The organism is Haloquadratum walsbyi J07HQW2 (assembly GCF_000415985.1).
In the GTDB taxonomy this organism is placed as follows: Archaea; Halobacteriota; Halobacteria; order Halobacteriales; family Haloferacaceae; genus Haloquadratum; species Haloquadratum walsbyi_B.
Genome location: NZ_KE356561.1, coordinates 3,509,745 through 3,532,186 on the forward strand (window position 1 = coordinate 3,509,745; position 22,442 = coordinate 3,532,186).

A 22,442-nucleotide genomic window follows, 5' to 3' on the forward strand; every position below is an offset into this window, starting at 1 on the left:
CGAAAGCCTTCGTTCGGATATGAATCTCGAACAGACGGGTGATTACCTCGCCGAGGAATTCGATCTCGAGCGGAGCGACCACGTCCGAGCGGTCGGCGAGTCGGTCGCAGAGCTCCGCGACTAGCCAGGCTGGGTTCTCTGACATCCAGTTCAATCCCGTTCACGAGTGCTCGACGAACTCCATTTTGTCGGGTCCAGTCGGTCACAGAGACGCTTTCGCTCTACGTGTCCGAGACGTGCTCGTGTGAACTCCATCGCAAGACATATTATGAATTATCTATAACTCATGAGTACGATGGCGAAGTCCTCAACCGGTCGTGACCGTCCCCTCCAGCAGCTCCAAACCGTCGCCGACCTCATCGAGACGCCAGCGCTCGCCCGCATCTACGCCTACACCGAGCGTGAGGGACCGGTGACTGTCGAGGACCTCGTCGACGAACTCGGGATTCCACAGGGGACAGCTTACGACTACGTCCAGCGGCTGGAGGCAGCCAGTCTCCTGAAGAGAGTCACTGAGTCGCGGCCGTACGAGTACGACGCCGAGGCGATCTCGCTCACGCTCTCCGTCGACGGCACGACCACGACGGTCACCCCAGCCCTGATTGCCGCCATCGCCCAGGTGGATACGGACGAGGATGTCGACGTGTACGTCGAGCGCCACGGTCTCGACGGTCTCTCAGCGGCGCTGGAGTACGCCTTCGAACAGGTGGGCGGGACTGTCAACCACCGGATCATGGCCCGCGAGCTTGACCTCTCGCCGCTCGAGGCCGAAATCATCCTCCAAGCGCTCGAACCGGTCGCAACGACCTACACCAACGCGGCTGAATGACGACCGCCTATATTGCTGACACCGGCGTGTTCGTTCGGTGTGGCGGCCCGGGCAACGAGAAGTTCCAGCGGCTCCGGCGGGCGGTCCGACAGGCAGGAGTTTCGTTGATCGTTCCGCAGCGTGTGTACGAAGAACTCGGCGGGGATCCAACCGCCGAGGCGTACCCCTCGGGGGATATCCCCTACCCCAAGGGTTTCCAGGAGGGCTGGATCGTCGTCGCTGACGAACTCGACTACACCGATCCACTCGTCTCGACGGTGATGGACGACACTCGACGGTGGATCGCAAACGAGACCGAGACCGATCGCGACGAGGACACCGTCGAGAAGGCAGACACAGCGCTGATCGGCCTCGCCGCACAGCTGCTCGATGCCGGCAAATCCGACGACGTCGTCCTTCTCACTTCACTACCGACAAGCCAGCCGGGAACGCCGCAGAGGCGCTGCTCCCGGGGCATGGCTTCGAGGGGCGAATCGAGTACCGCTACGTGAGCGAGGGATACCTCGAAACGATCACCGCCAGCGAGTTCCGGTGAACTCGTTAGCTGAGAGGGCAGCCGCAGATACGCACAGTCAAGAGCTCGTGCTGCGAAGATACAGGGATGCCTGAAGAAACACTGTTCGAGTTCGAGCGCGACATGGACGTGGCTGAGGTCGCTCAGTATCTCCGAACGGTCGCAGACCACCTCGAAGCCGGCGACGAATTTACTTTGCAGTCGGGGACCGAATCGATCACCCTTACTCTGCCAAATCGGGTCGAGTTCGAGGTTGAACTCGAGCGCGAGACATCAACGTCCGGGAGATCGGCAGAGATCGAACTTGAATTCGAGTTGGAGTGGGACGAGAACGCGGCCGATACCGGCGACCTCAGTATCGAGTGAAAAGAACCGAAACAGTCCGGTACACGCTCAGACGGTCCGATATGCGATCTCGTCTAGTGCTCTCGGTCCTCCTCAGCGAGCAGTTTCTCCCGAGCCGCGTTGATGTTCGACTGGACGGCATCCTCAGTTACCGCTCTGATGTCAGCCCACTGGCCGACAGTATAGCGTTCTGCCTCCTCGACGACGACCCAATCGATCGCCTCGTGGACCGAGCAGTCGCCGGCGATCAGCTCAGCAAGTCGCTCGAGGAAGTCCTGCTCCTCCCACGCGAGCGCGACGTCTTCGAACTCGTGAGCGTCCCGATCGTATGCAGCGAATAGTTGGACGGCGCCATCGCGCTCCAAGTCGGCTCGGACATGCGCTGGCAGTGATTCCAGTGCTGCGTGCGGGAAGGGGAAGGGGATACGCCGGAGCGTCGTGCAACGAGGCGACGTCGAAGGGGGTCAAGCCCCGATGTGAGATGTCGCCGAACTTCATCAGGTAGCCAGTCTCCGCAGCGAGTTGGGTCCGCCCCTCGAGGAGGTGCTCGGCGAGCTCGGGATAGTCGTCGCGGTCGACCGAGCCAGTCTTGAAGATCGTCACGAAGTCGCGGTCACCGCCGGATCCGGGTTTGACTGCCATGGGAACACACCACGTAGTCAGTTGTCCGTCATGGTGGGATATGAGTATGTGCCAGCGAGCCCTCGAAGATAGCGGGTTATTCGTTCTCTCGGAGCGTCGCTGCACGGGTAGCGAGCAACCGGAGTACCCACCTCGGTCGCTGATGCTGGTTACCGTGAACGACGTATGCTCGAACGGTCTCAATGTCGTGCATACAGACGACACCAGCGCGGATCAGCCGCAGGTGGTCGGTCTCGAGGAACTTCTCCGGTGGAAGCTTCTCTTGAATCCCGCCAGTATCTGTGCTCCTCACGGTGCCACCTCCGGAGGCCCGATTCGCGGGCTCTGTTTGCGTAGAGTTACCCCACAGAGTTCCTCGACCCCGTTTTGTGGGGTAACTTGGCTCTTCAGGGACCGTCTCGCTCGTGATCGAGACACGGGGTTGGAAAGAGGATCGTCTCGAACATATTCAGTACTCAGGAGAGGGATACAAAAAGTCGGGCAGAACGGCTATGAATACAGAGAGAGAATCGGTCGATCAGTATGGCTCCTCGAGAGAGCGGCGTTTTTGAGCGAGTCGTGTTCAGCGTCTCGTAGTGGCATCAACTCGTGAGTCTCGCCGAAGTCTCTTTCGACGGATTGCCCACCGCCCCCACGCTGATTGGTCAGTATACGATGCGACGCCGCTGTACGAGCGAAGCTCGCTCGACGGGCTGGAATCGGATATCAGAATTGTCTCGCAGATCTGGTTCAGACACGACCGCCACGAGTCGGTCGAGAACTTCATCTGCGCACTTCCGCTGGCGTATCTCGAATTCGACGCGCACGACCGCTACGCAGGGTCGACTCGCTACGAGATGGATACTCTCTTTCGCGTCTTTATTTTGAAAGAGCTCCACGGGTAGCCCCACGAAACAGCGCTGATCGAGTATCTCGGGTGTCGCCCGGCGCTCTGCGAGCAGTTGGGCTTAGAAAGTGTCCCGAACCAGTCGACGCTGTGGCGAAGTTGGCACAAACGATTCCCCGTCGAACCTCGCAGTACAGTCGAGACAGCCGCCCGGACGATTCTGATCAAAGCCCAGAACGCGGATGTTGCAGTCCCGCGGAAACCAGAGCGACACCTCCCATCTCATGGTGACGAGGAGGACGAATCGGACCCAGACGATCAAGCTGTCCTCAACGAAGCGGCAACGGTTACGGACCACGTCAGTCACGTCGTCTTCCCGGCGTTCTCACTGGATCGAAGTGAAGGCTGTGAAATTCACGAGAACGCCTACTGGGACTTACAGACGTATCTCGGACTTCGCGAGCGGCTAGCTGCTAACGAGGGCGCTCGTAGTTTTACCTACGAGTCGACTCGTGAGCGAACGCCGTTAGATCACGCCCATCGCGAGCAGATTCGAGACCTCTCGATTGAACAGGTTCGCGAGATGTACCGACAGGCCGTCAACAGGCTCCTGAACGAAGTTGCGGAGATAGAGGAGTTCTTCCGAGCCGGGATTGTCGCAATCGATATCACCGAAGCTGACCCCTTCACCGGTGATAGAACGGGCCACGAAGACGAAATAATCGGAACAAAGGAGAAGACCGACGAGTATGCCTATCAGCAGGCCACCGTCCAATTAGTCGGCAATGCAGTCCCGATTGTGCTGGACGCGAGACCAGTTCGGAAGGGTGAGTCCCGCTTAGAAATCGTTGAGGACCTCTTGGACTCTGCTGAGGAGATGGTTCACGCCGATAACGTCCTGATGGATCGTGAGTTCGATAGCCAGCACGTCCTGGAGATGCTCAGCCAGCGTGGGGCTCTCGTACGTCGTGCCAAAGCGGATGCAGACCAGCGAGAAAGCCCAGGTCAAGCGGTTACTCCAACGCGACCAGGACAGGACCGATACGAGACCGGCCGGAAGCTCCACCTCGGCAAGAATGAGTGGCACGAGACGACGCTGATCTACCGTCGGAGAGCGAATTCCGAGCACGACGATCACCGGCAGTATTCGGTGTTCATGACGAATTGCGGGAGTGGCCACCTCACAGAGTACGGGTATCGCTGGGAGATTGAGAGCGGCTACAGGTCGATCAAGCCGTTCATGACCGCGACGACATCAAACTATTTCGGGCTGCGGTTCTTCTACTTCGCATTCACGTGTCTCCTGTACTCAATTTGGCGAGCCGTTGATCTTCTAGTGCAGGTGGAGTTGGCCGGAGAGTACGACCATTCACCCATCGTGACGGCAGATAACACGCTGACGCTGCTGAAGAAGGAGACTGGCATCGGGTAGTTAGAACCTCTATCCGAGTTAGCGGAGCGTCTGAGTGGCTACATTGCTGGAAGTCACAAACATTCGGCCATATGGTTGGCCGTACAACAAGAGAGCCCGGTTGGAGAGCCATCTGAGGCAGTTCCCGCTCGTTGATTCGACCGAATCCACGCACCACAGCCCCGCTAAACCCACTGTAGTCTCAACTCCACGCCCAACCTTTCCATATAGCGGTCTGTGATTTATGATAGGGTCGAACACCACGCCGTCTTACGGTTTTCACTCGAAATAGGGTGTGTTAAGTCACTTCTCTTTAGACCAGTAAAGAGAAGTGGTTTCCGACACCACCTTGCCGTCAGGTGACCACGAATCGTGACCACACGACCGGGACAGGCTTCTGAAGCCCGTATTGACGGCGTTGTAGAGCGTTACTTGGAAGCGAAGGCCAAGAGGGGCAAGGCGGGGGGAACTACCGAGGACTCGCCTCAGCAGCGCTTGGACGGTGGGTTTCGTGGCTTGAACCCAGGGGTTGTCTCGATTAGAGCAGATCGACGACGGCGTGATGCGGGCATACGCGCAGGAACTCCGTAAGCGGGTCCGGAATGGCGAGTTCGCTGCCTCGACTGCGAACACATACTATGCGACAGTCCGAGCCTGTCTCAGTTGGGCTGTTGAAGATGGGCTGATCGACACGAATCCTGCTGCGGCTACGAGAGCGACGAAAGAACTCCCCGAAGATACGACCGAACCGAATCGGCAATTCTGGACGCCCGAGGATGTCCAAGCGTTGTTCGCACACCTCTCTCAGCGTATTGATGAACGGCTCGATGACGGCAGGATGGATGCAGCAGCGATACCCATCCGAAACCGGGCGTTAGTTTCGCTATTGGCCTCGACTGGTGTGCGGGGAGCAGAAATCTGCCGTGACGCCGACGATGACCGAGACGGGCGACAGGGGCTACGGTGGGAACGCGTCGATCTGGAGAGTGGAGCGTTACGCGTGCTCGGAAAAAATCAGCAGTGGGAATACGCTCAGCTTCCGTCTCAAGCGCGGGATCATCTTCGTCGCCACTACGACGTACAACAACCCGCTTCAAACGACTGGCCTGTATTTCCGACCGCACACGTCCCGTCGCTGTACAGAACAATTCGAAGGGAACTCGGACAGCGTGGATGGGAAGAATCAGCGATTGAGACGCTCCTGGACGAACAGCCCACAAAGGAGATTCTCCGAGAGTACGATATTTCACCGCCTGCCATCACGGTTCGAGGGGCACGAACGTTGATGGAACGGCTATGTGAACGGGCTGACATCGAGGTTGAAGGCGAGTATCTAAAACCGCACGGAGCTCGACGAGGATTGGGGGACCTGCTTTACCGGGAATCGGCTGAGCTCGCGCAGTCAGCGTTGCGTCACGAGTCTATCCGAACGACTCACGATGCCTATTCCCATATTGATGCGTCTGAAACAGCTGAAGCGGTGAGCGATGTTCTTAGCGGTGCTTGGAAGAATAACTGAAATCAAATCGTCTGAGAAAACGATTTGATTCACATGTCTTCATGGATGATCGCCGTTGCGTCATTAACGACGAGGAGTTCTACACGTCCCGTTTCCGGGCGATCCGGAACGTGATACGTATCGACTGACTCACCGACCGTCCAGCCAGCGTTATCGCTGTCCGTCTCGATTCGCTCCTCGACCCAGCGCCGCGCTGTGTGGCGGCTACAAAATCCGGTGTAGTCACTGACCGATCCAGTGAGCCGCGCGACCCACACGTACGGCGCGTTGATCGCTTTAGCTTGCCGTTCCCTCATATATGATTGACACTCGCTAATGGTCTTATACGCTGGTAAAATCAGTCGGTGGGCCTTGTCAAGCCGATTCAACTGAGCGATTACAGGCCGAGACTGGTTTTAATCGCCGTGTCGATCTTTCTCATCCGAGAGGAAGGGACTGATCCGATATTTGTCTTCACTCGCTTGTTGACATCCACTACGCGGATTTGACTGAGGTCTGCCACCGAATCCTGATTGAGCGCTGTATTCGATGCCAGTACCTCTACTTCGAACGGGTACGTGTTATTCGGGTTGTACTGTTTTGTGAACGGAGCGATGATCGTGGTCGGGGAGTTCCTGTTCCCCACATCGTTTTGAATGACTACACAGGGGCGGTTCGTTCCTTGCTGTTCGCTTCCTTTCGTCGGACTCAAATCAACAATAACGATGTCGCCGCGGCGTACTTTCACGTATCAACACCTAGGCGTCACTCGCTCCACCCAGGGGCTTCCCCAAGGCGGTCAGTCGCTTCCGATGACGCTGGGGCCATCTCCTCGGCCAACTGCTGTGATCGTTCCGCACGTTCCCGGTAGCCTTCCGCGAGTCGTTCTTTGTCTGTCGGGGGTTTGATGACGATCTCGTCGTCTGTTTCCACGAACTCGATTTCGTCTCCCCCCTTGATGCCTTGACGATCTCTGAGTTCCTTGGGAATCGTAACTTGTCCCCGGTCGCCCACCTTTCGCTTGTGCTCACGCATACCAGTACATACTTTTTTCATACTTATAGAGTTGACGGGGGTCGGCACAAGAAGATTGAAACGTCTTAAATGAGAAACACAGACCGGGTTAAACTTAATATTAACATTAACATCTGCTGTGATTGGCTGGCTGGGAAAGATTAGTGATACAAAGTACCGTAGTACTACTAGCGATGGTAGGTAGTAGAAACGAACCAAGGGTAGTACGTGTATCCCAGAAGGGACAGGCCACAATCCCGAAGGGGTTACGAGAGAAGTTCGGGATCGAGACGCCGGGCAGAGTGTTCGTCTACGAAGACCAGGGGCGCATCATCATCGAGCCGGTGCCATCGCTCGATAAACTGCATGGAATCCATGCTGGAGAACACGAACGCGGTGAAGTACTGGAGCGGGTTCGTGAAATAAAGGATAAAAAACGCAAGATGCGAGTTGAACGCCTACACCCGTCCGAGGACCCATAAGCGTCGGGCCAGACCACGGTATGCGAGGACTTCGGTTGGATCAAGTGTCAAGCGCGAACAGACAGTAATTATCCCGGCTGTATAGGCGGTTCTTCAAGATCAGGCATATCGTAGATTGCGTACGCCAGCCACAGGAGAAGAGCGATTGGCATTTCTGGCGGAACTGACCCTGGGGCAACAAGCGGGTTGATCCCTTGTATTGCTGTCATCACACCGATGACTGCTGCCAGCGCAAACGTACCGATAGCGGTAACAGCAGCTTCTCGCCGTGAGGGGAGCGATGTTCGCGGATCATATTCGATAGCGGCTTTTTCTCGGCTCGCTCGCGCCTTCGTTGCCTGGGCGGATACCCATGCGGTCGCCGTCCCGGGAAGCCATGCACCGACGAAGTCTCCCAGCGAGGTCTGTCCGTCGTCATCAGTGTCGTTCCGAGCTTCTGCGATCTCTTCAGGCGAGATCACAACGTCGGTCGGGAACGCTGTCTCGAAGTGCGTGTACGCGAACCGGCGGAAGTGATCTCGTTCACGGTGACTAGCGAGGTAGTGTTTATCGACGATCTCTGCTGAAGCGCTCGACTGTTCCGTAGCGACATCCTCTATTTTGGCGATATACGCCTCGTAGGCATCGAGGTACTCATTGAACCAGAACTGTCGGAAATGCTTCGGCGTCGGATTCGACCCGTCAGGTAAGCGAACCCCGGCGCGGTCAACAATCTCTTCAATCTTGTTACGCACCCATGTGTCCGACCGAGTCCCTGTCATCACGACCCACAGCGGTTGAACTGAGACGGACCCCGCGAGACGAGTGTGTCGGTCGGACCGTTCCCCGCTCAATAGCGTCAGCTTGCGTCACGTCTCAGTATCCGGGATCCAGCCATCTTACCGTTCAGCGAAGTGTCCGGTCGCGATCGCACGGTCCGGACATAACATATCCGGTTCGGACCGACATAACGCCGTGCGGTCTTCATAGGCGACGACACGGTGGGTGTACAGCGACAGACAGGCGTTCCGGCGTTTGCTTTCGCACGTCCAACGAGTCCACGACACGACGGCCTCAACGACGCGGCAGACCGACTCACAGCCAGTTGATGCACCACAGACAGCCAGGTCCACAAAATCGACCGATTAGGAACCGGAGCCAGAACCAGCAGGCGACGGCGACACAGATCCTCCGGAGCCACTAACATCAGAGGAGAAACCGGTAACCGTCGTCGGCTGCGGTGAAACGTCCACAGCGCCTCCTGACAAAGACCCAGACGACGCAATAAAAAGCCTTGTATACTAATCTCTTAATTAACGAAGAAAATGATAGGAACGTCGATACGCCGGAACAGACACGTCACCTCTACATCTCCGACAAGGCAGAGCCCATCCACCGGTGCTTCTTCGTTCATGATATGACACTTGTCATTGTGATGGAGAAGTAACTATGACTGTCTCCGGCAATATTTTGCGAAAACAAGCGTACAAATGTGACAGTCGCCTGTGCCAACTCCGGATATGTATAACGAATATGATGTCTCAAAAGCACACATATAATCACTTAGACGGATTCTTGACCGTGTGGTGGCTAGCATCTCGTAGTGGCTGCGACCTGTGAGTCACAATGTATCATTTTTCGCCGAATCCCCCAACAGCCGTACGTTGGGTGTCCAACCTATGACTCAACGCCGTTGTACGATCGAACCTCACTCCCCAGATTAGAATCGGACATTCGAGTCGTCTCGGAAGTCTGGTTTAGTCATCAAGAACACGACTCACTCGAATAGTACATCTGCGAACTTCCGATAGCATACTTTCGCTTCGAAGCCCAAGACTGCTATGGGAATTCGACACGCTGCCAGATGGACGCCCTTTTTCGGGTGTTCTCACTGAAAAGACCCCACCGGGTGGGAGCACGAAACGGACCTGAGGGAGTGTCCTGAATGTCATCCGACACTCTCCGAGCAGCTGGACCTGGAGCGTGTACTGGACCAGTCAACACTGTGGTAAAGTGGCACGAACGGTTCAGCGCTGAGCTTCGCAGTATAGTCGAGACAGCCGGCGGACCATACTTATTCAAACCCAGAACGCAGGTATTAGTGTTCCGCGGGACCCAGACCGACACCGTCCATCTCACAGTGACGAAGCGGACGAGTCGAACCCAGACGATCACGATGAGTTCGTCGCCCGTAGACTGAGCGGTCGCCGCGGTGAGTAGGTCCCGAGCCGCCATCCGTTCGCCGTCGTCCATCAAGCGGTCCTGTATCCGTTCCGCTTCCACGGCGATCTGTTCGTCGAGATCGAGAGAACAGACACCGCCGAACTCCTGCCGGACCGCGGCGACATCTGTGGATCCGGAGCCGACCTCGCCATCGATGACCTCAAACACGCAGAGCGAGGACGTAAGGTACGGCTGGCTGCGGTCTTCGACATACTCGACGACGTCAGGGATGCGCTCGAGCATGTCGATGATGACTGAGGAATCGAGGAAGGTCACCGCTCGAAGTTCTTTCGAGAGCGCTTCACTGCCTCTCGTGCGCTATCGCCTTCTTCCTCGCTCCACACGCCGATGTGAATGGGCTTCTCGCTCTGTGCAAGGCGTTAGAGAAGTTCATCAAATGTCTTGTCCTCTGAGAGGTTCTTCAGCTCGTCCGCACTCATCTCCTCGAGTTCTTCCGTGGCTGCACGCCGCCTCTTATGGGAGAGATCCTGTGGTAGCTTCTCTTCTGCGACGTCACCTGCCCCAGCCGTCTCACTCGGAGCCACTGGTCGCTCTTTGTGTTCGGTGAGTTCCTCGCAGTAATCGATGACTCGCTCGAGATCGGAGACGGTTTGTGCCTGCAGGGGTTCCCACACGCGCTTTGCTAACCCCTCCGGGGGTGCGGGCATCTTCACACTACGCTCTTCAGGACCGGCAGGAGCGCTAGCATCGGGGTCAGGTTCGGGCATGTGCTATCCCACGCTACCATCATACTAATAACGTAACGTAAGACCAGAAAGTCACACTCTCATTTGTCGTCCCCGATTTGGTGGAGGGACTCACCCTAATGAATACTACCACGACTCTACAGCATACCCCCGCCAGCAGCGACGTTGACGCCAGTATCACCACCCGCTGTGTGCAATATCTCACCGCTGTCGCCCGAGACGCTATCGACGATTCCAGAACACTTGATAAAGACACACTTGCGAAGACCGTCGTCAAAGCACTGTCCGACGCCCATGCTCACATTAGACTCAAAAACGCCATTGAACTCGCTATCCGTACAACTCCCCACAACGATCTCGTGATGGAAGAGCCGGGACCGTATTCCGCCGATCCCCGGCGCAATCAGACACGCCTAGGCCGGTCAGGTGGTTCAGAGAAGATATGATAACTATTGAATCACCAATTTGATACCGCGCACGATTGACCGACCGACCATTCGAAGGACCTATTATTTTGCTCGCCGGCATCGTGCTGGTCCCCAGTCGGGTGTCCGTGGATTCGGTCGTGACAGTATTGATAGACCGGCACAAGATTCCTCAAATAATTCCACTCATCACTATGGAGTGACATCAGGTGGTGCGCGTGGAGAATCGTCATATTGTCGCTGGCGTGAGGTCCGATTTGTAATCCACAGTTCTGGCATGTGTGGTCGGCGCGTCCGTGGACGGCTCTCCAGCGAGCTTCCCAGTCTGGTGGTGCGTTTTATTAGAATTGATATAATTGTGGTATGTCGACTTGATGTATATAATCGTATGTCGTAATTATGTTAGTTCCTGACTACCGACTCAGAAGATTACGAGCGCGTGAGAGGAATCCTCCGCGTGGATTACCAGTAGTCGTCTCGCCAAACCAGTCGAAGAACTCGTCTGGTGTTTTAATGATCAAATCGGGTCCTTGCTTTTCAACTCGAACAGTCATCGGCGGATCACGCTTGTACTCATGGAGCTCAAAGCTCATCGACTCCGGGAACGTTACCTGAAGCGTGTCCTTGTTTTCACTAATTTCGATGTCTTCTCTATCGAGGAGATTGTGCCATCGCTCCCGTCCAGAGTCGTATGCCTGTTCGGCTGGCTCACTCGGAAAGTAGTCTGGGACAGATCGATCAGCAAACTCGTAGAGGTTCAACATTACTTCTCTGACCTCACGGAGTGCATCCGAGTCTTCCCCCAGTGCAAGGTCACGATTCAAATATTCGTGCCCGAACCACTGGAATATTGGATTCTCCGTGTCGATGAGTCGATTTACCCGTGCCTCACCTTGGTGAGACGTCGTGAAATTGATGTCGAACCGGAGGATCTTAGCTCGGTTCCGAAACCACTTATCAGGACGCTTATCATTAGAGATGAACGCAAACATCGGATACGAGGTTTCTCCAGTCCATCCGCTCCAGTAGTTTCGGAGAGTGCCCAACGAATTCACTTTTTCCTTTGTGATGTCGTCTACGATGACCGGGAATGATGTGTGTGCTGACCGGAGGTTTCGGACCTTTCGTTTCCCAATCTCATCGGCATCTACTGGTGCTTCGACACGGTTTCCACTAATCAGTGAGAGAGCGAACCGACAGAACGTGCCTTTCCCGCCGTTCGACTCCCCGAAGATGTAGAGATATGGAAACGCTTTGTCGAGGTTGATACCATGCTGACGGTAAAAAGTCGCTTGACGGTTTGCGAAGGGCGCCCAAAAGAACCAGAGGAGCGCTTCATACATGTGCGCCTTGACCGCTGTATCATCATCCGAATTACCGTAATCGTCGACAGTCGCAAAATAGTTCTCGATCTCTGCAAGTGCCTTGTCGACCCTCTCTGGACTCTTTGGTGACTTGGTCACACGGTAGACCGTACCATCGCAGTGGAACTTGAGCTGAGCCATATCTTCGTTTAGATGCATCGTTGGAATATCGAAGATCTGTTGTGCATACCGCTGGAAGGCGTCTGGGGTTGTGGTTAAGATATCGTTCGATACCGTCGCGTCGAAGTCGGTCATCTTAGACAGTGTGTTCACCGTCGACTCGTCGTACCCTCTGAGTGACAGTGTGATACGATCCTGTGGTGCACCAGTCAGGTTTGGATCGAGATTCTCTGCTGGCTCGTCTGCATTTTTGTCCTCCTTCGCTAGTTGAGTGTGTTCGCCGTCGGAAGTTGTCCTATTATTGAGTGAGAGATCTTCCGTCTCAACCTCAGCATCTATATGTTCTGTGAGACGGCTATGAACCTCTCCAAGTTCATCTTTTGTCCCCATGCGCCCCTCCGTGTACAGTTTGATTACCTCCTCACGATCATCATCCGACTGCTCAAGCTGTTCGGAAAGGTCCTTGAGGAAAGGACCTCCCTTGTTGTAGGAGTCTCTGTGATGATAGTACAGATCCTCGAAGTCTGCGTAGAGATCGCTTTCTATCGTCGTGTCGTACACGACCCCGATGTTTGTTTGATTCGACCAAGCATTGCGGGACAGGTTCGGGGACCCAATTACGACCTTCGCCGGTACAGCACTGGTATCTACTGAAGACCTCGGCTCGGTGGTCGCCCCGCGGTCAAGAGTCACCTGGTCATCGCCTCCAGAGCCCTCATCAGTCTGGTCCTCTCCCAGATATTCAATTAAATAAAGTTTTGTATGGACCTGTTTATTCTCACATAGGTAAATAACCAGTTTATGATCTCGACGTAATTGTTCTAGTCGATCCGCGAGGTCAGGTTTATCTATGAGACGCTCACGATAGTCGTCGATGTCTCCGACTATAACCTCTAAGCATTCTAAGTTCTCTAAATCCTCGAAAAGGTCGAGAATAAACTCAGGTGAATCACAGTATGTGATTACACGCATCCGCCTTGCTCCCTCAAAGATACGCGAAAACGACCGCCAGCTCTTGAACATGTCCATGTGGCTGCCGTCCGATTCATTAGTGTCGAGTGGTATGTCGAATTTCATTTGATTTGATTTGATTTGATCTGATTTGATCCTTGGTTTCTGGTGATGCGATATCATCTGCAGTAATGTAACTAGCTGCCCCCCACGAGATGAACGAGAACCCCGATAGTAGTTACAAAAGTTACTGAAACGTCTTTTTGACCCTGGGGAAATTCAGGAATATGGCATAAGTTGGCGGGCTGCTGACCAGCGACCAGGATTCCGGGATCAACGAACTCGGCAAACGGTAGGGAATGCGCAAGTCCGCAATATGTAGTCAGCAAATCAAGCCTAGAACCACCAGTAACGGGAGGAACCGCAAAGTCGATCATGAGACTAACATATAGGATCGACGAATTTCCATCGAATCTCAGAGAACTCACGATCTCTCCGAGCAGAATGATGCCGTCCGGTACGAGAATAGCTGACCATCGCGGTATACTATAATATTACTCTGTATGTCGTTGTCTACCCGGACGAACTCTGTATGAACGTCTTTGGGCATATTGACGGCAGCGTCCTCGTCGAACATCTCTCCAGACTGGAGGGATTGCACCTCTGGAACGAATGCAGTTCTACCCACGAGCACGACGTTCGCGCCTCTGCCGAAGAACTGTTCGACGTCTCGATCACGGGCACGGGTAGCATCGAGACCGGGGAAACAATCGGTACTAGCGGGCATCTGATTGATGTGCCAAGGAGTGCCACCAGCAACAATACCGGGCGCAGTGTTTCGGACGACCCAGTCATTACCAAGGTTGTCCAGTTGACCCGTCTGCAACGGAATCATTTGCTCTCTCAGGGCTTTGTTGAACTCCACATACGGGTCGGCGATAATTACATCTTGGATTAACTCGTTCATCGGCGATGTGACGACGGTAAAGACTATCTTGGCATCACCCGTGTTCGACCAGACGGCGACATCCGGATCTCGAGAAGGATCATCGTCATCATCCTTACCATCGATGGTCGGGAGTTCGTCTATCTCAGGTTCCATCTCTGTCGCTGTTACCTGGAGGTCCTCAATTGGCGGGAAGTCCTCGCGGGTTAAGACGCGAGCATCGCGGGTAGCCGCATTCCGACGAGCCTCACCGACGAGATTGGCGAGATCCGCTCCCGTCATTCCAGCCGTATGCGTCGCGAGCGCCGCGTACTCAGCATTTGAAATCGACGACGGGACATCGCTCACATGTGTCCGAAGGATTGCGGAACGGGTGTCTTCATCCGGGAGCCCGATCTCAAAGTGGGCAGCCAACCGCCTTGGTCGAAGGATTGCCTGGTCAATATCACCCGGTCGGTTCGTCGCTGCAACCACGATCGCCTCACGGTCTTCGTGGGTGAGCCGCGCGAGGAACTCGCTTGTTACTTTTTGATCCTCGGCATGCGCTCCCGTCCCCAAGTAGTCACGCGCCCTGAATAGGTGTTCAGCCTCGTCGAGGAAGATCACGCACGATCCGGATCCGGATCCGAGCTGTTCTGCTCCGTCGAATAGCGTCTTTACACGGTCGCTACTCTCATTGATCCACATCGAGGTCACGTCCGCCGGAGAGAGTTCGACGAATGGGACGGTGAGTTCGCCAGCGAGCGCCCTCGCAAACATCGTCTTTCCCGTCCCGGGTGGACCATACAGCATAATACCGCTTTCAGGTTCGATACTGAACCGCGAGAAACGATCATCCCCATCACGATGCGCTAGGAGAGGCTTGATGACACGACGTTCAAGATCGGCTTTTGCCTCATCATAGCCGCCGATATCGCTAAACCGCTGCTGTGAGTACTGCCAGTTATGTGTCAAGTTCCGCAATGTGGTCTCAGACGAGCTACCCCCGGTCACAGAATGAGCTTCTGACTCCCCATCAGTGGTCGCGCCTTCGGCGACGACAGCATCGTTCGCCTCGTGACCACCCGGGCTCGAACCCTCATTCCTGTTCGCATTTGTGTTCCGGATTGAGGAGTCGGCAGTTGGGCTGGAAAGGATTCGTTTTCGCTCACGCTGCTTCTTTTGATTACCTCGCCCATTATCTGTCGCCCTGACCGCAATGTACGCCCCGGCGAAAATGGCGGGTGCGTTCCCGGCTACAAATGGAATAGTGAGCGCATCTGAAAATCCAGAAGCCGGCACGTCTAGGAGGTAAGCGTTCAAACCCAAGACTAACGATACCGGAAAGATGGACAGTAGTCCGCCTAGCCCAATCGAGGAGATCGACGCTCGCCCAAAGAACCAGAAAACAGCGAACACAGGGATAGATACCACCCCGTACACCAGAAGTCCAACGACGCTCGCCGAAGAGGGGTTAAAGACGTCTGGTGCGATCAGCCACCCCCATGCCATCACGACAGCCGTAATGAACGAGGCTTCGATGAGGCGGCTACGCTGACCATACATCGGGAACAAATCACTCTCTCGGACAAGTCCGTAGACGAGGTCGGCAGCGAGGTAGGCGATTGTCACGGTGAGTAGTGACATGTGTCGATTCTGGTGTTGTCCTGATTTGCTGGGAGTGGGTGATCGGTTGTCAATTCAGCGTTTTTCGTGAGATGACACCTGTGAGCGGCGCGAAATCCACAGTAGGTCTGAGTTGCTCACCTATTATACTCTATGACTGTATATAAATATATGTACGCTCGGTGGTCCCTTACACAGTTTAACTGACAGTCGATCGATGACTAGGAGGAGTACTGATGTTATCTCTCTCCACTGATGTCGATATTGCCTGTCTCGTCTATCTCGCCAGATCTGGATGTCTCCCCGCTAGCTACACGCCTGAACTCTGAGAGTGTGTGGTTTTGGTTTTGCTCGGGACTGCCTGAACCAATCATCGGCTGGGATACTCGACGCCCCATCGAATGAGCGAGATACGAGTTTCCGCTGACACCATCAATCATCGCAGCTCTGCCGGTCTTCGTCGCAAACGTCGCGCCTTTGTAGACAGGACGAACTCCAGCCTTTCCAATTCGACCCACACCTTTGATCGTATAAACGCGTCCTTTCCCTGTCTGAGTTCTGTAAACCTGGGACTGTGCCGCTTCGGCTTCTTGACCAGCATTGTGCTGCTCGGTCCTCGCTGAGTTGAACTTCTGCGTGAGACTGACGCCGCGAGAAGCTCCGTCCGTGACCACGTAGCTCATAGCAGGGTTGGTATTCAACTTTGACGTCTGTTCTTCGACAGGCTCAGCATTGAGGAATCCCTGCTCGTTCGCCTCGATCAGATCCATATCATGCGATGTCATCGAACTTTGGATGAACTCAGCTTGCGAGCCGGCAGCCTGTTCATTCTGTTGCGCCTCGTTCAGAGAGGACTTGGTCTCGTTGAGTTTCTGTGTTGTCCCGATGTGATTGAGCTTCTCGGTTATCTCCTTGCTGGCAACATTGTTAACTTTTCCTGCTGCACCCTTCGCCCAAGCCGTCATCCGATTTGCCAAGCCCGACCCTCGCGGGCACGCTTTTACTCGGATTCGAACCGGGGATTGACACTGACTTCAGCGCCGTCATCATAGACACTATGCTATAGAGGTAGCGAGGACTCGACCGGTCAACGGTCAGTGATATTTACTTATAAGAATACTGACATTACTATGAAATAGATGTATCGAGGGTACAGATATGTTGTACGTATGGGCGTATGTATACGTACGTACGCGTTTTCAGAGGGGTGTCATATTCAAAAAGACAGAGGATTTATGCCACAACCAACGGTACAATATCTCTCCCTCGTCTAGACCACTTCCCGGTATATGACGTATCACACGATATTAACGTATTATTTGTATCACATGTACAGTACGTATTGCATGGGTCACACGCGTTGTAAATATCATATGTCATGTATGATACGCGTGTCTGACGTAAATATAAGTCACACGTGATATCCGCAACCACCCAAATGAGATTAGTCAAGACTCAATCTGGCTACTACGCGAAGAAATTAGAACACTGGAGAAACGATACGATATGAATATATCTAGCATTGGAGCCATTCTGAACGAGGTCCCGACCAACGAGTCGGCTTCGAGGAGCGTACAGACATGGTTTAACGATACGTTCGGGTCCGAGAACGTGTTTGAACTTGATGATCGGGCTGTTGTTGAGCACGCAATCAAGCACCGCACTTCACTATTTGAGTACGATCCTGATGATGCGGGGTACCCGTGGCGCGGGATGAGGGTCCTATGGGTGACCTGTGTAACACGTACAATACGATTGCTAAACATGTGGAGGCTACACTATGAGTGACGATCTGATGGATAGGTTTGACGACGTGGATGATAGTGACGACACTGACGAGAACACGCGGGATACAGATTACACGGGGCATACAGGACAGACGGATCACACAGGTGGTGCGGGTCATGAGGAGTACACAGAACAGACGAATCACACTGGTAATACGGATAACACGGACACTGATACCGAGACTAACGCTGGTGGTGGCATGTCTACCTCAGATTCAGATTCAGATTCGGTCAAAACAAGATCTCGGTCTCAGTATCCGATGTATCTAAGTGAGGCACTTCAGGATGAATTAAACGACACGTTCGAGCGCTTCAATGCACGACGTACTCTCAACGGTGATGGTTCGATTGAGAAACACAAAGATTTCTTAGAGGCTGTTGTTCTTGAAGGACTGAACAACGATTGGGAATCACGGGTCGAGTGAAAATATAAATTATATTTCTCTCGAATTGTGATTTACTGAAGCATGGACGTTGACACTGGGATCGCACTTTCACATATTGAGGATGCAAAAGATGAGCTGGAACAGGAATCGGTAGACATGGAAGACGTAAACAGTGCAAATCAAATTGTGATTGATGCGAAACGAGAAGTCGGAAATGAAAGGTACTTCGATGAGACGGAAATCAAACAGTTGAATCAGCTCAAACTTGAACTAGACAGATTCAATAACACGGTTGAGGAGTATCTTGATACTAGACCGTCTCTCACATCTGAGCATGTGGATTATCTACAAAATGTGCTTGAGCAAATTGAGGACACTCTGGAATTGATACAGGAACTCACCGAGGACCAAGACCAAGACCAGGCTTAGTTTCTCTACTCTCACAGCCTGAGGTCGATATCCTGAAATCGAGTTATATCCGAGAGAATGTCAGTGGCGGTTTCTGCTTCAACACTGAGTTCGAATTTGAAATATTTGCCACCACGTGGACCAGTATTTGACACGGTCTTGATCAATATGCCCTGCATGTCGAGATCGTTCAGATGATCCCTCATTCGTCGCATCGTGATCACTTCGCTCTCGATACGCCTTGCTAGTTTTTTATACACTGTGTAGATATCCTTTGTTCTTGCAGGCGTCTTCTCAGCTAGTTCAAGTGATGTTGTCGCTGCGAGAGCGAGGTGTCCCTGAGTAGTTAGAGAACTCATTCCTTCCTCAACCCTCTGTTTCTCTATGAGATCTTCAGCCTTTCTTACGTGTTTTTCCAGTACTGTTTCTTCATCATTCTCTGACGCTAATTTTGCTGCTTTCCGGAGGAAGTTTATTGCTTGTCGGGCTGACCCCTTATCTTGTGCAGCGAACGCTGAAGCGAGGGGTATCGCGTCGTCGCCCAGCACGTCCATGTTGACAAACGCCTTTTCTGCGCGTCGTCTAAGAATTGAACCAAGTTGATTTGCGTCGTATGGGGCGAAGTGAACAGATTGATCATACAACGAGTCTTTGACTTTCGGCGAGAGACTGCTATGCCATTTCAGATTATTTGAGATGCCAACAACACTCGGATACACGTCATCATCAACGTAGTTCTTCGATCGTGCACGAGGAACTGAGTACAGTATGTCGTCGTCGGAGCCAATATTATCGATCTCGTCGAGAACCAGAATTATTGTTCCCCCGATTTTGTTGAATTCCTCGTACATCCTGTCAAAGGCTACTCCGATACTCATTCCATTCATGTGCGTGCCACACAGCTGGTAGACAATCTGATCTACCACCTGGAACGACGTTGTCAGTCCTTCGCATGATATGAAAAACGAGCTGAGATCAAGAATATCAGATTCATTCTCTGCGTGATCATGTAGTTCATCAAGTTCGACACGAGCAGTGGCTGTTTTGCCTTGACCCGCCTTTCCGTAGAGGAACACGCTATCGGCACCTGCTCCTCGGGTAGCTGGAGCGAAAGCGGATCTTAGTTGTTCAATTTCCTCATCACGCTCAGGGAGATCATCAGGCGTCCAACTCTCGGTCAACACCTCGTCATCTTGGAATATTGTCGCGATGTCCGCGTATTCTGTCATGGTAGCCATATCATATGCCGGGTATATAAAACCACCACGTCTTTTGTCTCGGTATTCATATACCACCACGTCTTCTGTCCCGACTGTTTATATAGGACACATCCCCCACCGCGTCTTCTGTCACACGGTAATATCACCACTCCCCAGTTAGACGGCTGTAGGACGGAAGTAATGCAGAATACCACGCGTACACGAAACCACACGACTGCGGTCGACACCGTTACTCCCTTGCCGTAGTCGTGTGTCTTGCAGATACCGTCCCGTGGACTATTTACTAACGGTTCGCATCTGTAAGAACCTTTACATAGACACGAGAGTGGAATTGTTCTTCTCCTCTCCGTGTGATGTTTGCTGATCTACCGTGGACGGTACTGGTTGTCACGTAACAGAAGACGTGGTGGTGGTGGACAAAAATAGACAAGTCTGTGTCATGTGTACGACAAGATGTGTCATAAAATTAGGGCTATTATAATCTAACTGGTAACTTCACGTACAGGACACAGTTTGTGGTGGCATGTCTGATCAGTCTGGTAGTGTCGGATCTTATTCCCAGTATACGCTGTGTCTGAGTGACGATTGCTAGGAGGACACGATAAATAAGACATCGCGATAAAAATGTGACCTCATCCCACCATGTCCGCGTAACTATACAATATGATCTAAAATATTTCCTAGCCGTTCTCCTTCTTCGAGTACATCGATAGTCATCCCGAGATCGGTCGACAGTTCGAATAAGTAGTGGTGCCCGCCTCGAATGCCACGGTTGCGCTCGATGGCGTTAACTACTCCTGATAGATCGAGATCTTGGAGGTGGTCTCTCATGCGACGCATGGCTATCGTGTCGGCTCCTGTCTCCAGCGCGATTTTCTTGTATCTTCCGTATACCTCCCGAGTGGGAGCGGGTGCCTTCCCACTGGTCTCAATATCAATGACAGCCACCAGTGCGAGCTTGTCCTGGATCGTCAGATCTCGTATTCCCTTCTCAATGCTCTTGCGCTCAAGCTCGCCCTCAGCCAACCGAGCGTGTTCCTCAGTGACCTGCTCGTCATCAGCACTTACTGCAAACTCTCCGGCTTTGTACAGGTAACGGAGTGCTTGGCGGGCTGATCCCTTATCCTGGGCGGTGAGACCCGCACACAACGGTATCACTTCATCGGACAATGCTCCATCGTAGAACGCCTTGTCTGCTCGTCGTCTGAGGATCGCTCGGAGTTGGTCAGCGTCGTATGGGGAGAAATGGATTTCCTCATCACAGAGTGTATCTTTCACCTTCGGGCTAAGATTATCTCGGAATCTAAAGTCATTGCTAATACCTATGACACTCACCCACATATCCTCGAGGTGCCCATTTGCCAAGGCTCTGGGGAGCTCATATAGTATGTCATCGTCGTTCCCGATGTTGTCGATCTCATCCAATACGATTATTGTTGTTCCACCCAATTTCTGGAGCTCAGTGTATAGGTAGTCGAAGACAGTCTTCGTATCATGCCCAATGGGTTTGTCTCCACTAATCTGTTCGACTAAGTTTACGACCACCTGATACGACGTATTGTCCTTCGCGCACGAGTATCGGACTACATTGAGATCAATATCGTTGTCTTCAGCGTATGCAGCCAGATCATCAAGTTTGTGATTGACACCAACTGTCTTTCCTTGTCCTGTTTTACCGTAGACGAAGGTGTTGTGAGGAGCCGCACCGCGAGTGACGGGGGAAAGGGCATCGTGGAGACGGTCTATTTCTTCCTCGCGCTCGGGTAGTTCTTCGGGCACCCAGTTTTCGTACAAGACGGTTTCGTCGACGAAGATCTCGGATTGGTCACCAAACGTCTTCGACATAGAGCAAATCACGGAAGGGTGGTTAATAAAACCCCACCGTCCGCATAACTGTTTCTTTAAGTCAGGAGGGATACCACCGTGTCCGCATAACTGTTTCTTTAAATAACAGGGGGACCCCACCATGTCCGCATAAACTGCACGCAGAGGAACCTAACCATAGAGGTCAAACATGCCACAACAGTCGTCTGAACACGTTTGGTAGTGGATAGTGAAATAACTTTTATCTATACAAACCTTTATGATCATGCGATAGAAATAAAAGCCGCAGTAGACATGACGAGGGAGCAAGAGAGAAGGAACGAGTGCCGTGACCAGGCTCCATACCGCGATTACTCTCCACCTGTATCGACCGCGTGTTGTCCCACGTCTCGTGTCCATTCTTGACGATATCACTTCTCCCTCATTTTGTTCACTGTTTATGCGGACGCGGTGGGGTCCCCCTCCCCTATCGAGTCTATGCGTCCTGTGAACGCTCGGTGATAATAAAGGATACACAGGGGTGTCGAAAAAGGCGTACGTACAGCCGCTGTCATGCGATATGGTCATTTTACATAGACACGGGAGTGGAATCGTTCTTTTCCTCTCCGTGTGATGTTTGCCGATCTACCGTGGACGGTACTGGTTGTCACGTAACAGAAGACGTGGTGGGGGGTGTGTGCTATATAAGTAACCAAGACAGAAGACACAGAAGACGTGGGGGTGGTGGACAAAAATAGACAAGTCTGTGTCATGTGTACGACAAGATGTGTCATAAAATTAGAGCTATTATAATCTAACTGATATTTCATGTACAGGACACAGTTTGCGGTGGCATGTCTGATCAGTCTGGTAATACCCACTCAAATACAGTAATTACATATCGCGATAGAAACTGTGACCCACCCCACCCCACCGTGTCCACATAACTGTTTCTTT

General features: G+C 53.1%; 22 protein-coding genes and 3 pseudogenes. 11 read left to right on the top strand and 14 right to left on the bottom strand.

Features of this window, described 5'->3' with window-relative positions; translation table 11 throughout:
* Nucleotides 1–295: 295 nt before the first annotated feature.
* The 3 genes and pseudogenes from J07HQW2_RS16250 to J07HQW2_RS16260 all read left to right on the top strand — a co-directional run bounded on the left by J07HQW2_RS16250 (nt 296) and on the right by J07HQW2_RS16260 (nt 1,709).
* Complete coding sequence (locus tag J07HQW2_RS16250) at nt 296–829, top strand: DUF7437 domain-containing protein (protein ID WP_048075356.1); 534 nt, start codon at nt 296–298, stop codon at nt 827–829.
* Nucleotides 826–1,364: pseudogene (locus J07HQW2_RS16255) on the top strand (hypothetical protein). The gene J07HQW2_RS16250 and the pseudogene J07HQW2_RS16255 overlap by 4 nt, the downstream one beginning before the upstream one ends.
* A gap of 66 nt (nt 1,365–1,430) precedes the next feature.
* Nucleotides 1,431–1,709, top strand: a complete 279-nt coding sequence (locus J07HQW2_RS16260) for an amphi-Trp domain-containing protein (protein WP_021056779.1) — start codon at nt 1,431–1,433, stop codon at nt 1,707–1,709.
* Nucleotides 1,710–1,762: 53 nt separating this feature from the next.
* Here J07HQW2_RS16260 and J07HQW2_RS16265 read toward each other — a convergent pair whose 3' ends face one another.
* Nucleotides 1,763–2,053 carry a hypothetical protein gene (locus J07HQW2_RS16265; protein ID WP_048075357.1) on the bottom strand — a complete coding sequence of 97 codons (291 nt, stop codon included), beginning with the start codon at nt 2,051–2,053 and terminating at the stop codon, nt 1,763–1,765.
* 353 nt (nt 2,054–2,406) lie between these two features.
* Nucleotides 2,407–2,622: a DUF8129 domain-containing protein gene (locus tag J07HQW2_RS16270; RefSeq protein ID WP_048075358.1), complete on the bottom strand. Its 216-nt coding sequence runs from the start codon at nt 2,620–2,622 to the stop codon at nt 2,407–2,409.
* Between the two features lie 283 nt (nt 2,623–2,905).
* Here J07HQW2_RS16270 and J07HQW2_RS16275 point away from each other — a divergent pair.
* From J07HQW2_RS16275 to J07HQW2_RS16280, 3 genes and pseudogenes are all read left to right on the top strand, one after another.
* Nucleotides 2,906–4,588 (top strand): annotated as a pseudogene (locus J07HQW2_RS16275) (transposase).
* Between the two features lie 351 nt (nt 4,589–4,939).
* Nucleotides 4,940–5,158, top strand: a complete 219-nt coding sequence (locus J07HQW2_RS19340; protein WP_303704273.1) for a hypothetical protein — start codon at nt 4,940–4,942, stop codon at nt 5,156–5,158.
* Nucleotides 5,130–6,086, top strand: a complete 957-nt coding sequence (locus J07HQW2_RS16280) for a tyrosine-type recombinase/integrase (RefSeq protein ID WP_021056783.1) — start codon at nt 5,130–5,132, stop codon at nt 6,084–6,086. The genes J07HQW2_RS19340 and J07HQW2_RS16280 overlap by 29 nt, the downstream gene beginning before the upstream one ends.
* 29 nt (nt 6,087–6,115) lie before the next feature.
* On the opposite strand, the gene J07HQW2_RS16285 is transcribed toward J07HQW2_RS16280, so the two are convergent.
* The 3 genes from J07HQW2_RS16285 to J07HQW2_RS16295 form a co-directional block, all read right to left on the bottom strand.
* Nucleotides 6,116–6,382 carry a hypothetical protein gene (locus tag J07HQW2_RS16285; protein WP_021056784.1) on the bottom strand — a complete coding sequence of 89 codons (267 nt, stop codon included), beginning with the start codon at nt 6,380–6,382 and terminating at the stop codon, nt 6,116–6,118.
* 80 nt (nt 6,383–6,462) lie between these two features.
* Nucleotides 6,463–6,813: a type II toxin-antitoxin system PemK/MazF family toxin gene (locus J07HQW2_RS16290; protein WP_048075359.1), complete on the bottom strand. Its 351-nt coding sequence runs from the start codon at nt 6,811–6,813 to the stop codon at nt 6,463–6,465.
* A gap of 17 nt (nt 6,814–6,830) precedes the next feature.
* Nucleotides 6,831–7,100: an AbrB/MazE/SpoVT family DNA-binding domain-containing protein gene (locus J07HQW2_RS16295; RefSeq protein ID WP_048075360.1), complete on the bottom strand. Its 270-nt coding sequence runs from the start codon at nt 7,098–7,100 to the stop codon at nt 6,831–6,833.
* Nucleotides 7,101–7,273: 173 nt separating this feature from the next.
* Here J07HQW2_RS16295 and J07HQW2_RS16300 point away from each other — a divergent pair, with 173 nt between their 5' ends.
* Nucleotides 7,274–7,561, top strand: a complete 288-nt coding sequence (locus tag J07HQW2_RS16300) for an AbrB/MazE/SpoVT family DNA-binding domain-containing protein (RefSeq protein ID WP_021056786.1) — start codon at nt 7,274–7,276, stop codon at nt 7,559–7,561.
* A 68-nt stretch (nt 7,562–7,629) separates the two neighbouring features.
* Here J07HQW2_RS16300 and J07HQW2_RS16305 read toward each other — a convergent pair whose 3' ends face one another.
* The 3 genes from J07HQW2_RS16305 to J07HQW2_RS16315 all read right to left on the bottom strand — a co-directional run bounded on the left by J07HQW2_RS16305 (nt 7,630) and on the right by J07HQW2_RS16315 (nt 10,491).
* On the bottom strand, nt 7,630–8,322 hold the full coding sequence (locus J07HQW2_RS16305) for a hypothetical protein (protein WP_021056787.1): 693 nt from the start codon (nt 8,320–8,322) through the stop codon (nt 7,630–7,632).
* Nucleotides 8,323–9,379: 1,057 nt separating this feature from the next.
* On the bottom strand, nt 9,380–10,039 hold the full coding sequence (locus J07HQW2_RS19345; protein WP_303704275.1) for a PIN domain-containing protein: 660 nt from the start codon (nt 10,037–10,039) through the stop codon (nt 9,380–9,382).
* Nucleotides 10,040–10,143: 104 nt separating this feature from the next.
* Nucleotides 10,144–10,491, bottom strand: coding sequence for a hypothetical protein (locus J07HQW2_RS16315; RefSeq protein WP_021056790.1), 348 nt, complete (start codon nt 10,489–10,491; stop codon nt 10,144–10,146).
* 98 nt (nt 10,492–10,589) lie between these two features.
* On the opposite strand from J07HQW2_RS16315, the gene J07HQW2_RS19350 reads away from it, so the two are divergent.
* Nucleotides 10,590–10,916, top strand: coding sequence for a hypothetical protein (locus J07HQW2_RS19350; RefSeq protein ID WP_303704276.1), 327 nt, complete (start codon nt 10,590–10,592; stop codon nt 10,914–10,916).
* Nucleotides 10,917–10,927: 11 nt separating this feature from the next.
* On the opposite strand, the pseudogene J07HQW2_RS20160 reads toward J07HQW2_RS19350, so the two are convergent.
* From J07HQW2_RS20160 to J07HQW2_RS16335, 4 genes and pseudogenes are all read right to left on the bottom strand, one after another.
* Nucleotides 10,928–11,161, bottom strand: a pseudogene (locus tag J07HQW2_RS20160) (hypothetical protein); the annotation flags it as partial.
* Between the two features lie 147 nt (nt 11,162–11,308).
* Entirely contained in the window at nt 11,309–13,456 is a 2,148-nt protein-coding gene (locus J07HQW2_RS16320) for a hypothetical protein (protein WP_021056792.1), read from the bottom strand.
* Nucleotides 13,457–13,814: 358 nt separating this feature from the next.
* Entirely contained in the window at nt 13,815–15,902 is a 2,088-nt protein-coding gene (locus tag J07HQW2_RS19355; protein WP_021056794.1) for an AAA family ATPase, read from the bottom strand.
* Nucleotides 15,903–16,120: 218 nt separating this feature from the next.
* Nucleotides 16,121–16,858: a hypothetical protein gene (locus tag J07HQW2_RS16335; protein WP_303704277.1), complete on the bottom strand. Its 738-nt coding sequence runs from the start codon at nt 16,856–16,858 to the stop codon at nt 16,121–16,123.
* Between the two features lie 529 nt (nt 16,859–17,387).
* Here J07HQW2_RS16335 and J07HQW2_RS16340 point away from each other — a divergent pair.
* The 3 genes from J07HQW2_RS16340 to J07HQW2_RS16350 are packed head-to-tail and all read left to right on the top strand — an operon-like array spanning nt 17,388 to nt 18,483.
* Entirely contained in the window at nt 17,388–17,669 is a 282-nt protein-coding gene (locus J07HQW2_RS16340) for a hypothetical protein (RefSeq protein WP_021056796.1), read from the top strand.
* Nucleotides 17,662–18,093 carry a hypothetical protein gene (locus tag J07HQW2_RS16345; RefSeq protein WP_021056797.1) on the top strand — a complete coding sequence of 144 codons (432 nt, stop codon included), beginning with the start codon at nt 17,662–17,664 and terminating at the stop codon, nt 18,091–18,093. Before J07HQW2_RS16340 ends, J07HQW2_RS16345 begins: the two co-directional genes overlap by 8 nt.
* A 42-nt stretch (nt 18,094–18,135) precedes the next feature.
* The gene (locus J07HQW2_RS16350) at nt 18,136–18,483 is read left to right on the top strand and encodes a hypothetical protein (protein ID WP_021056798.1); all 348 of its coding nucleotides are present in this window, start codon (nt 18,136–18,138) and stop codon (nt 18,481–18,483) included.
* Nucleotides 18,484–18,494: 11 nt separating this feature from the next.
* Here the strand turns inward: J07HQW2_RS16350 and J07HQW2_RS16355 are convergent, their stop codons facing one another.
* Both J07HQW2_RS16355 and J07HQW2_RS16360 read right to left on the bottom strand, forming a co-directional pair.
* Nucleotides 18,495–19,691, bottom strand: coding sequence for a Cdc6/Cdc18 family protein (locus J07HQW2_RS16355; RefSeq protein ID WP_303704278.1), 1,197 nt, complete (start codon nt 19,689–19,691; stop codon nt 18,495–18,497).
* Between the two features lie 645 nt (nt 19,692–20,336).
* Entirely contained in the window at nt 20,337–21,527 is a 1,191-nt protein-coding gene (locus J07HQW2_RS16360) for a Cdc6/Cdc18 family protein (RefSeq protein WP_021056800.1), read from the bottom strand.
* Between the last annotated feature and the right edge of the window lie 915 nt (nt 21,528–22,442).

Bases quoted from the DNA above. Each gene is read 5' to 3' on its own strand.
- J07HQW2_RS16250 (WP_048075356.1), top strand. From the start codon at position 296: ATGGCGAAGTCCTCAACCGGTCGTGACCGTCCCCTCCAGCAGCTCCAA.
- J07HQW2_RS16260 (WP_021056779.1), top strand. From the start codon at position 1,431: ATGCCTGAAGAAACACTGTTCGAGTTCGAGCGCGACATGGACGTGGCT.
- J07HQW2_RS16280 (WP_021056783.1), top strand. From the start codon at position 5,130: ATGCGGGCATACGCGCAGGAACTCCGTAAGCGGGTCCGGAATGGCGAG.
- J07HQW2_RS16285 (WP_021056784.1), bottom strand. From the start codon at position 6,382: ATGAGGGAACGGCAAGCTAAAGCGATCAACGCGCCGTACGTGTGGGTC.
- J07HQW2_RS16295 (WP_048075360.1), bottom strand. From the start codon at position 7,100: ATGCGTGAGCACAAGCGAAAGGTGGGCGACCGGGGACAAGTTACGATT.
- J07HQW2_RS16300 (WP_021056786.1), top strand. From the start codon at position 7,274: ATGGTAGGTAGTAGAAACGAACCAAGGGTAGTACGTGTATCCCAGAAG.
- J07HQW2_RS16305 (WP_021056787.1), bottom strand. From the start codon at position 8,322: ATGACAGGGACTCGGTCGGACACATGGGTGCGTAACAAGATTGAAGAG.
- J07HQW2_RS16315 (WP_021056790.1), bottom strand. From the start codon at position 10,491: ATGCCCGAACCTGACCCCGATGCTAGCGCTCCTGCCGGTCCTGAAGAG.
- J07HQW2_RS19350 (WP_303704276.1), top strand. From the start codon at position 10,590: ATGAATACTACCACGACTCTACAGCATACCCCCGCCAGCAGCGACGTT.
- J07HQW2_RS16320 (WP_021056792.1), bottom strand. From the start codon at position 13,456: ATGAAATTCGACATACCACTCGACACTAATGAATCGGACGGCAGCCAC.
- J07HQW2_RS19355 (WP_021056794.1), bottom strand. From the start codon at position 15,902: ATGTCACTACTCACCGTGACAATCGCCTACCTCGCTGCCGACCTCGTC.
- J07HQW2_RS16340 (WP_021056796.1), top strand. From the start codon at position 17,388: ATGAATATATCTAGCATTGGAGCCATTCTGAACGAGGTCCCGACCAAC.
- J07HQW2_RS16345 (WP_021056797.1), top strand. From the start codon at position 17,662: ATGAGTGACGATCTGATGGATAGGTTTGACGACGTGGATGATAGTGAC.
- J07HQW2_RS16350 (WP_021056798.1), top strand. From the start codon at position 18,136: ATGGACGTTGACACTGGGATCGCACTTTCACATATTGAGGATGCAAAA.
- J07HQW2_RS16355 (WP_303704278.1), bottom strand. From the start codon at position 19,691: ATGACAGAATACGCGGACATCGCGACAATATTCCAAGATGACGAGGTG.
- J07HQW2_RS16360 (WP_021056800.1), bottom strand. From the start codon at position 21,527: ATGTCGAAGACGTTTGGTGACCAATCCGAGATCTTCGTCGACGAAACC.